Source organism: Kineosporia sp. A_224 (assembly GCF_002198655.1).
In the GTDB taxonomy this organism is placed as follows: Bacteria; Actinomycetota; Actinomycetes; order Actinomycetales; family Kineosporiaceae; genus R-H-3.
The window spans coordinates 1-8,369 of the sequence record NZ_MWLN01000100.1; the positions used below are offsets into that span (position 1 = coordinate 1).

An 8,369-nucleotide genomic window follows, 5' to 3' on the forward strand; every position below is an offset into this window, starting at 1 on the left:
CTGACGTCCCTCCCCGGCCCCTCTGAGGTACTTCCGCGTGCATATCGAGAGTGATCTACCTCTGAGGCCCTCGATGGGGAGGGACGTCAGCGGTACGTGCGCCACGCGAGGACGGCGGCCACCGACACCCCGCACCCGGCGACGACGACGCGGAGCACGCCGTCCGGGATCCGGCGGGCGACCGCCGGGCCGACCGCACCCCCGGCGAGGAAGCCCGCCGCGAGCGGTACGACCGCGCCCCAGTCGACCGGCCCGAAGGCGACGAAGCCGAGCGCCGCGACGCCGTTGGCGAACCCGGCGAGGGCGTTCTTCACCGCGTTGAGCCGCACGAGCGGGGCGTCGAGGACAGAGCCGAGGACGACGAGCGTGAGGATGCCGCCGGCGGCGCCGAAGTAGCCGGTGTAGACGGCGGCGCAGGCCAGTGCCGCGAGGGTCCACGGCGTCATCCCGCGCGGGTGCAGCCGGAGCCGGTCGCGCAGCCTGGGCTGCACGAGCAGCACCACCGACGCCCCCGCGACGAGCACCGGCGCGACGAGCTCGAACGCCCGGCCGGGCAGCAGCAGGAGCAGCGCGGCGCCGGTCGCCCCGCCGAGCGTCGACATCACCGCGAGCCGCAGCACCGTGCCGCGCATCCCGACGAGCTCGCGCCGCGACCCGAGCGTCGACCCCAGGCCGGTGAAGGTCAGCGCGACCGTGTTCGTCACGTTCGCGGCGACCGGGGGCAGTCCGAGGGCCAGCAGCGCCGGGTACGAGATCACCGACGCGAGCGAGACGACGACCGACACGACCCCGGCGACGACCCCCGTCCCGAACAGCACCACCGCGTTCATGCTCGTCGGACGTACCGTTCCGACGCCGTCCGCGGCCCCGGAACGGTACGCACCGCGAGCATCAGCGGTGGGCGTTGGCGGCTCGGACGGCGTCGGCGGAGGCCTCGTCGCCGCGGGCGGCGAGGCCGGCGACGACGCCGTCGACGTCGGCCACGGGGCGGTTCTGGCTCAGCTTGACCTTCGCCTCGACCCGGGTGATCTCCACCCGGACGCCGACGACCGCCCGGAGCTGGCCCTCGACGAACGGCCGCGGGGCGTCGTCGACGCTCCACGGGGCCGGCCCGCCGAGCACACCCTCGTGCTTCGCGGTGAGCCGGCGGACGACGTCCTCGACGAAGGCCGGGTCGTCGTGCCACGTGACCCGGCCGTACACGTGGGCCGTCACGTAGTTCCACGTCGGGACGACCCGGCCGTGCTCGGCCTTGCTCGCGTACCAGCCCGGCGAGACGTACGCGTCCGGGCCGCGGACGATGACGAGCGACTCCCCCTCGGCGGGCAGCCGCCACTGCTCGTTGTTCCGCGCGACGTGCCCGAGCAGCGCGCCGTGCGGGCCGTCGTCCGGGTCGTGGACGAACGGCAGCAGGGTCGCCACCGGACCCGACCGTGTCACGGTGACCAGGTCGGCGGCACCGTGCCGGTCGAGCAGGTCGCGCACGGTGGCGTCGTCGGCGGCGAAGTGGGCGGGCACGTACACGGTGGCTCCTCGGGTCGGCCCCACCAGTGTGCCCGGGACCCTGTCCACCGACGGCACGGCTGGTCCAGCATGAGCGCCATGACGGACGACGTGACCCCCGCCGCCGGAAAGCCCGCCGGACAGCGCGCCGTGTGGGCCCTCACCGGCGCCCGCCTCGCCGACGGGAGCACCGTGGACGTGCTCGTCGCCGCCGGCCGGGTGCGCGCGGTCGGCCCGGACGCCGCGAGCGGGCCCGCCGCCGCGGCCGCCGGGTTGCGCGAGGGCCACGTCGTGGACGCCGCCGGCGGCCTGCTGCTGCCGGCGTTCGTCGACACCCACGTGCACCTCGACAAGGCCGGGATCCGCCCCGGGCTCGACACCGGTCGCCGGTACCCGGGCAGCGCGAACCCCGGCGACCTCGCCTGGGCGATCGCCGCGACGCACGAGGCGAAGCGGGCCTACACCGTGGAGTCCGTCGCGGCCCGGGCGGTCGAGGTCGTCGAGCAGCACGTGCAGCACGGCACGACGCGGATCCGCAGCCACGTCGACGTCGACACGATCGGCGGGCTGACGCCGCTGCTCGGCGTGCAGGCGGCGGCCCGCGCGTGCGCGGACGTCGCCGACGTCGTGACGATCGCGTTCCCGCAGGAGGGCATCGCCCGCGACCCGGGCGCCGCCGACCTCATGGTCGCGGCGATGGAGCACGGCGCGGACGTCGTCGGCGGCATGCCGCACTGGGAGGACGGCGAGGCCGCCCGCCGCGCGCACGTCGCCTTCTGCTTCGACCTCGCGCAGCGCTTCGACGCGGACGTCGACATGCACGTCGACGAGACCGACGACGGCGACGTCCGGACGCTCGCGACCGTCGTCGAGGAGACCGAGCGCCGCGGCTGGCACGGCCGGGTCACCGTCGGCCACGTCTGCGCCCTCGCCGCCGCCGACCACGCCTACGCGGACGACGTCGTCGCGGGCTGCGCGCGGGCCGGGATCACCGTCGCGAGCAACCCCGTGACGAACCTCGTGCTCCAGGGCCGCGGCGACCGCGGGCTCGTCCGCCGCGGCACGACGCGCATCCGCGAGCTCATGGCGGCCGGGGTGCCCGTCGCGTTCGGGCAGGACTGCGTCGACGACGCGTTCTACCCGTTCGGCCGCGGCAGCATGCTCGAGGTGGCGCTCGTCAGCGCGCACGCCGCGCACCTGACGACCCCGGCCGAGCTCGGGACGGCGCTCGCCGCGATCACCGACGTGCCGGCGGCCGCGTGGCGGCTCGGCCCGGAGTACGGCGTCGTCCCCGGGGCGCGGGCGGACCTGCAGCTCTACGCGGCGCCGACCTGGCCGCAGGTGCTCCGGCTGCAGGACGCGCCGCGGTCGGTCTGGCGCGCAGGCGTTCTCGTCGCGACGAACGAGGTGCGGCGGACCCTGCGGCCCTAGGCCCGCGCGCCGAACAGCGCCACGAACGTCTCGACCCGCTCGCGGGCGGCGTCCGGCCCGAGGTCGAGGTGCTCCAGGACGGTGAACCGGCCGGGCCGGGTGCCCGGACCGTCGAGGACGGCCCGGGTGAACTCCTCGGTCGTGAGCCCGATGTCCGCCGGGAGCCGGGGGACGCCGTGCCGGCGCAGGCACGCGTCGAGGGCGCCGACCATCGGGTCCTCGCGCAGCCACGAGGAGAAGAGCGCCCCGACGGCGACCTGGAGCCCGTGCGTCGAGCGGCCGGGGAAGTCCTGGTCGATGGCGTGGCAGATCTCGTGGCAGGAGCCGCTGCACGGCCGGGACGTCCCCGCGACCGACATCGCCAGCCCGGACAGGACCAGGCCCTGCGCGAGCGAGGTGAGGAAGTCGTCGTCCTCGGTGGTCCCGGGGTGGTGCAGGACCGCCTCGCCCGCGGTCTGCGCCATCGCGGCGGCGAGCCCGTCGACCGGCTCGCCGTGCACGTCCTGGGCGAGCCGCCAGTCGGCGAGCGCGTTGAGGTTGCTCACGACGTCGCCGATCCCGCCGAGGAGCTGGCTGCGCGGGCTCTGCCGCACGTAGTCGAGGTCGATGACGACGGCGAGCGGCAGCGCGACGCCGTAGGAGTGCTTGCGCCCGTTGTGCTCGAGCGAGGCCACCGGGGACGCGAGCCCGTCGTGCGTCAGGGTCGTCGCGACGGACACGAACGGCAGGCCGATCATCCCCGCCGCGTACTTGCCGACGTCCAGCGTGCGGCCGCCGCCGATCCCGACGAGGGCGTCGTACCCGCCGGCCCGCAACGCGTCACCGAGCGAGAGCGCGGCATCGACGCTGCCGTCGTCGACGCGGTAGATGTCGGCCTTCTCCAGGGCCGGACCGATTGACGGGACGATCCTCTCGCCGTAACCGCGGCCGACGGCGACGGCGACCCGCCCGAGGCGGGACACCCGCGAGTCGGCGAGCAGACCCCCGAGCGCCGCGACCGCTCCGCGCCGGATCTCGACCGACACGGGGCTGGGGACCATCCGGGCTAGTAGAGGCACGCGATCTCACGGGCCCGGGTGAGGTCGGCGTGGTTGTCGACCTCGACCCACGGCACCTCGCCGATCGACGTGACGTGGATGTCCCCGCCGCGGTCGACGTACTCCTGGTAGCCGTCCTCGTAGTACAGCGTCGTGTCGCGCTCGAAGGTCGCGCGCAGCGCGTCGGCGAGCCGGGCGCCGGCGGCGGGCCGGATGAGGCTCGCGCCGATGTACTCGCCCGCGGCAGTGGCCGGGTCGAGCGCCTTGTTGATCTGCCGGAGCCGGCCCGCGCCGTCGAGGTGGACCTTCATCTCCTCCTCGGCCAGCGACTTCACCGTGTCCAGCGCGAGGAGCAGGTCGACCGGCTCGTGCTCGAGCAGCGAGCGCTCGACGCTGCTCGGGTGCACGGTGTCGCCGTTGAGCAGGAGGCAGCCCTCCTCGAACGCCTCCCGCGCGCAGTACAGGGAGTAGGCGTTGTTCCAGACGAGCGCCTTGTCGTTGTGCACGAGGGTCACCTTCACCCCGTGGCGCGACTCGAGGGCGTCCAGGCGCTCCTCGATCCGGTGCTGTGCGAACCCGGTGACGACGAGGACGTCGGTGAGCCCGACCTCGGCGAGGTTGTGCAGCGCGATGTCGAGGATCGACGTGTCGTCCCCCGCCACCGGCAGCAGGGTCTTGGGCAGGTCCTCCGTGAGGGGAGCCAGCCGGCTGCCCCATCCCGCCGCCAGAACGACGCCGATCATCCCGTCCTCCTCCTCGTCCTCGGGGTGCAGGAGCGACGCGCGAGGCGGTAGGGAGGCTAGCATCGCGGCCCTGCGGTGCCGGGCGGGCGGTCACGGCCGGACGGCGGCCAGCCGGCCGGCCAGGAAGGCCTGCTCGGCCGCGTTCTGCGTCAGCAGCAATGACTCCTGGTAGGCCGCCGCGGCCTCCGTGGACCGCCCGAGGCGGCGCAGCAGGTCGGCGCGGGCCGCGGGCAGGTACGGGTAGCCCGCCAGCCGCGGGTCGGCCGCGAGCGTGTCCACGACGGCGAGCGCCGCCTCGGGGCCGCCGTCCGGAGCCGGCAGGAACGCCAGCGCGGCCGCCCGGTTCAGGGCGACGACCGGGGAGTCCCAGACGGCGAGCAGCCGGTCGTAGAGCCCGACGACCCGGTCCCACCGGGTGTCGGCGAACGTCGGGGCCGCGGCGTGCACCCCGGCGATGGCGGCCTGGAGGGCGAACCGGCCGGGGGCCGGGCCGGCCGTGAGCGCCTCGGCGGTGAGCTTGAGCCCGAGCGAGACGAGCACCGGGTCCCAGCGGTCCCGGTCCTGGTCCTCGAGCAGGACGAGCCGGCCCTCGGGATCCGTGCGGGCGTGCCGGCGGGCATGGGTGAGCAGGAGCAGGCCGAGCAGGCCGCGTGCCTCCGGCTCGTCCGGGAGCAGCGCGACGACGGTCCGCGCGAGGTCGACGGCCCGCTCGCACAGGTCGTCGCGGACCAGGGCGGCCCCGGACGGCGCCGTGTGCCCGGTGCTGAAGAGCAGGTGGACGACGGTGAGCACGCTGTCGAGGCGCTCCGGGAGCTCGGCCGCGGCCGGCACCCGGTACGGGATCCGCGCTCCCTGGATCTTCTTCTTCGCCCGGGTGATCCGGGCCGCCATCGTCGCCTCGGGGACGAGGAAGGCGTGGGCGACGTCCGGCGTCGGGACGCCGCAGACCAGCCGCAGGGTCAGCGCGACCTGCGCCTCGGGCGCGAGCGCCGGGTGGCAGCACGTGAAGAGCAGCCGCAGCCGGTCGTCCGGGACGCCCCCGCCGGCCGTCCCCCCGGCGGCCCAGCCGCCGTCCGCGGCATCGAGCACCTGCCCTGCCGCCCGGCCCGTCGCGTCCGCCTCGACCGGCTCGACGAGCAGCGGGAGCTTGCGGCGCAGCGTGCTCGCGCGACGCAACGCGTCGAGCGCCTTGTGCCGGGCGGCCGTCGTGAGCCACGCCCCCGGGCTGCGCGGGACGCCGTCACGCTGCCACGCCGCCAGCGCGCTGACGTACGCCTCCTGCGCGCACTCCTCGGCGAGGTCGAGGTCGCCGGCGACGCGCACCGTCGCGGCGAGCACGAAGGCCCACTCGCGACGGTGCGCGTCCTCGAGCGCCCGGGTGACGTCGTCCACGGACCGGGCCGCCCCGCTCAGGAGTGGTCGACGACCGGCCGGACCTCGATGCCACCGGTCGGGGCCGGGCAGAGCTTCGCGATCTCGATCGCGTGGTCGAGGTCGCGCGCCTCGACGAGGTAGAAGCCCCCGAGGGTCTCCTTGGTCTCGACGAACGGCCCGTCGGTGACGGCGCCGCCGCGCACCGACGTCGCTGTCGAGACGCTGTCCAGCTCCTCCCCGCCGAGGAGCTGGCCGCCGAGCTCGCCGACGGCCTTGGCGAACGCGCCGTGCGCGTCCATGACCGCGGCCACACCCTCGGGGGTCAGGCTCGCGTAGTAGGCCTCGTCGCCGTAGATGAGGATCGAGTACTTCGCCATGGGTTCCTCCGCTGTCCGCGGGGCGGCCTGCCCGCCCCGACACAGACCTCGACGCACAGCCTGCACCCGGATCGACACCGGCGGCGGAGAAACTCGCGGCTGCGGCCACGGATCCGCCGCACCGGACCACCGGACCACGCAGCGTGAGATCACCCGCGGCCCCGGTGACGCTCGGCGACCGCACCGGCCGCCGAGATGACAAGTTGCCCTCCGGTCGATGACAGTTCACCCCTCGACCCCCCGCTGACCAGGCATTTTGACCTTACGCTGACTTTCGGACCCTCGACGGGTCCGGCGACCGTGCCGCGGAGGGCGAACCCGGCACGGTCGTGACATCAGGGGCACGGCGACAGGGGCGACGACCGGACCGCGCTCGGGCGCGGGCCTCCTCGGCGACGGCACAGGCGTGCCCTCGCACCCTCCCGCACGGCCCGCAGGGGCACCGGACCCGCACGGGTCCGGTCCGGGCGAGGGGCGGTTCCTCATGCACGACCGGCTCGGGTCGACAGCAGCACCGACGGAAGGCACACCACCCGGATCCGCACCTCCGGGATCCACGGCCACGGACGCGCACGACGTGCCCGCGCCGCGCCGGCGGCGGGCGACGGCGGCCCTCGCGGCCGTCGCCGTCCTCGGCCTCGGCGTCGCGGCGGCGCTCGGGGTCTCCACGGCGCAGGCCGGCCAGCAGGCGCCGAGGGCGGGCGCGGCGACCGCCGCGCTCGCGGCCTCGTCGTCCTCCGGCATGACCGGCGACGGCTACTGGGACTCCGTGGGCGGCGCGACGTTCAGGTCCAACGGGAAGACCAGGACCTACTACGTGGCGGCCGACGAGGTCGTCTGGGACTACGCGCCGTCCGGCAAGAACCTCGTCACCGGCGAGGCCTTCGACGAGACGGCGAACGTCTTCGTCGAGAGCGGTCCGGGGCGGATCGGCGCGAAGTACCTCAAGTGCCTGTACCGCGGGTACACCGACGCGTCGTTCACCAAGCGCACCAAGGTCGCCTCGCGCGACGACTACCAGGGCTTCCTCGGCCCGGTGATCCGGGCCGAGGTGGGCGACACGATCAAGGTCGTCTTCAGGAACACGTGCTCGATCCCGACGAGCGTCCACCCGCACGGGGTGTTCTACGAGAAGGGCTCGGAGGGGGCGCCGTACTCCGACGGGTCGTCGGGTGCGCAGAAGGCGGACGACGCCGTGCCGACCGGCGGCACGCACACCTACACGTGGCTCGTCCCCGAGCGGGCGGGCCCCGGGCCGCACGACGGCTCCTCGGTGATGTGGATGTACCACTCGCACACCGACGAGGTCGGGGACACGTACGCCGGGCTCACCGGCTTCATGGTCGTCACCGCGCGCGGCATGGCGCGGGCCGACGGCAGCCCGAAGGACGTCGACCGCGAGGTCTTCCAGCTCTTCGAGGTGATGAACGAGAACAACAGTCCCTACCTCGACGCGAACGTCGAGCGCTTCGCCGACGGGCCCCCGCCGCCGGACGACGAGGGCTTCGAGGAGTCCAACCTCATGCACGGCGTCAACGGGTACGTCTACGGCAACCAGCCCGTCGTGACCCTGGACCGCGGCGAGCGGGTGCGCTGGTACCTCATGGGCATGGGCACCGAGGTGGACCTGCACACGCCGCACTGGCACGGCAACGACGTCGTCGTCTCCGGGATGCGGATGGACGTCGTCAACCTGCTGCCCGCGAGCATGCTCGTCGCCGACATGGTCCCGGACGCCGCCGGGACGTGGCTGTTCCACTGCCACGTCAACGACCACCTCACCGCCGGCATGATCGCGCGGTACCGGGTGCGCTGACCGGCACCCCAGGACGTCAGGACGTCAGGACGTCAGGACGTCAGGACGTCAGGACGTCAGGACGTCAGGACGTCAGGACGGCAGCGCG

8 protein-coding genes are annotated in these 8,369 nt (G+C 74.7%); 2 read left to right on the forward strand and 6 right to left on the reverse strand.

Going from position 1 to position 8,369, the window contains the following annotated elements:
- Window positions 1–86: 86 nt before the first annotated feature.
- On the reverse strand, window positions 87–830 hold the full coding sequence (locus EDJALFJO_RS08160; protein ID WP_088284027.1) for a sulfite exporter TauE/SafE family protein: 744 nt from the start codon (window positions 828–830) through the stop codon (window positions 87–89).
- Between the two features lie 61 nt (window positions 831–891).
- A complete protein-coding gene (locus tag EDJALFJO_RS34125) occupies window positions 892–1,524 on the reverse strand; it encodes an FMN-binding negative transcriptional regulator (RefSeq protein WP_088284029.1) in 633 nt (210 codons plus the stop codon).
- A gap of 78 nt (window positions 1,525–1,602) precedes the next feature.
- On the opposite strand from EDJALFJO_RS34125, the gene EDJALFJO_RS34130 reads away from it, so the two are divergent.
- Window positions 1,603–2,934 carry an amidohydrolase family protein gene (locus EDJALFJO_RS34130; protein WP_158220338.1) on the forward strand — a complete coding sequence of 444 codons (1,332 nt, stop codon included), beginning with the start codon at window positions 1,603–1,605 and terminating at the stop codon, window positions 2,932–2,934.
- Here the strand turns inward: EDJALFJO_RS34130 and EDJALFJO_RS08175 are convergent.
- From EDJALFJO_RS08175 to EDJALFJO_RS08190, 4 genes are all read right to left on the reverse strand, one after another.
- Window positions 2,931–3,992 carry an iron-containing alcohol dehydrogenase family protein gene (locus tag EDJALFJO_RS08175; RefSeq protein ID WP_088284033.1) on the reverse strand — a complete coding sequence of 354 codons (1,062 nt, stop codon included), beginning with the start codon at window positions 3,990–3,992 and terminating at the stop codon, window positions 2,931–2,933. The genes EDJALFJO_RS34130 and EDJALFJO_RS08175 overlap by 4 nt on opposite strands.
- Window positions 3,980–4,714, reverse strand: coding sequence for a sugar phosphate nucleotidyltransferase (locus EDJALFJO_RS08180; RefSeq protein ID WP_088284035.1), 735 nt, complete (start codon window positions 4,712–4,714; stop codon window positions 3,980–3,982). The genes EDJALFJO_RS08175 and EDJALFJO_RS08180 overlap by 13 nt, the downstream gene beginning before the upstream one ends.
- 90 nt (window positions 4,715–4,804) lie before the next feature.
- A complete protein-coding gene (locus EDJALFJO_RS08185; protein ID WP_198950113.1) occupies window positions 4,805–6,106 on the reverse strand; it encodes an RNA polymerase sigma factor in 1,302 nt (433 codons plus the stop codon).
- 17 nt (window positions 6,107–6,123) lie between these two features.
- Entirely contained in the window at window positions 6,124–6,465 is a 342-nt protein-coding gene (locus EDJALFJO_RS08190; RefSeq protein ID WP_088284037.1) for a YciI family protein, read from the reverse strand.
- A 577-nt stretch (window positions 6,466–7,042) separates the two neighbouring features.
- On the opposite strand from EDJALFJO_RS08190, the gene EDJALFJO_RS08195 reads away from it, so the two are divergent.
- Entirely contained in the window at window positions 7,043–8,281 is a 1,239-nt protein-coding gene (locus EDJALFJO_RS08195; protein ID WP_198950114.1) for a multicopper oxidase domain-containing protein, read from the forward strand.
- The last annotated feature ends 88 nt before the right edge of the window (window positions 8,282–8,369 follow it).

What these genes read in the sequence shown, in the direction of transcription:
- EDJALFJO_RS08180 (WP_088284035.1), bottom strand. Translation starts at nt 4,714, where the DNA reads ATGATCGGCGTCGTTCTGGCGGCGGGATGGGGCAGCCGGCTGGCTCCC.
- EDJALFJO_RS34130 (WP_158220338.1), top strand. Translation starts at nt 1,603, where the DNA reads ATGACGGACGACGTGACCCCCGCCGCCGGAAAGCCCGCCGGACAGCGC.
- EDJALFJO_RS08190 (WP_088284037.1), bottom strand. Translation starts at nt 6,465, where the DNA reads ATGGCGAAGTACTCGATCCTCATCTACGGCGACGAGGCCTACTACGCG.
- EDJALFJO_RS08160 (WP_088284027.1), bottom strand. Translation starts at nt 830, where the DNA reads ATGAACGCGGTGGTGCTGTTCGGGACGGGGGTCGTCGCCGGGGTCGTG.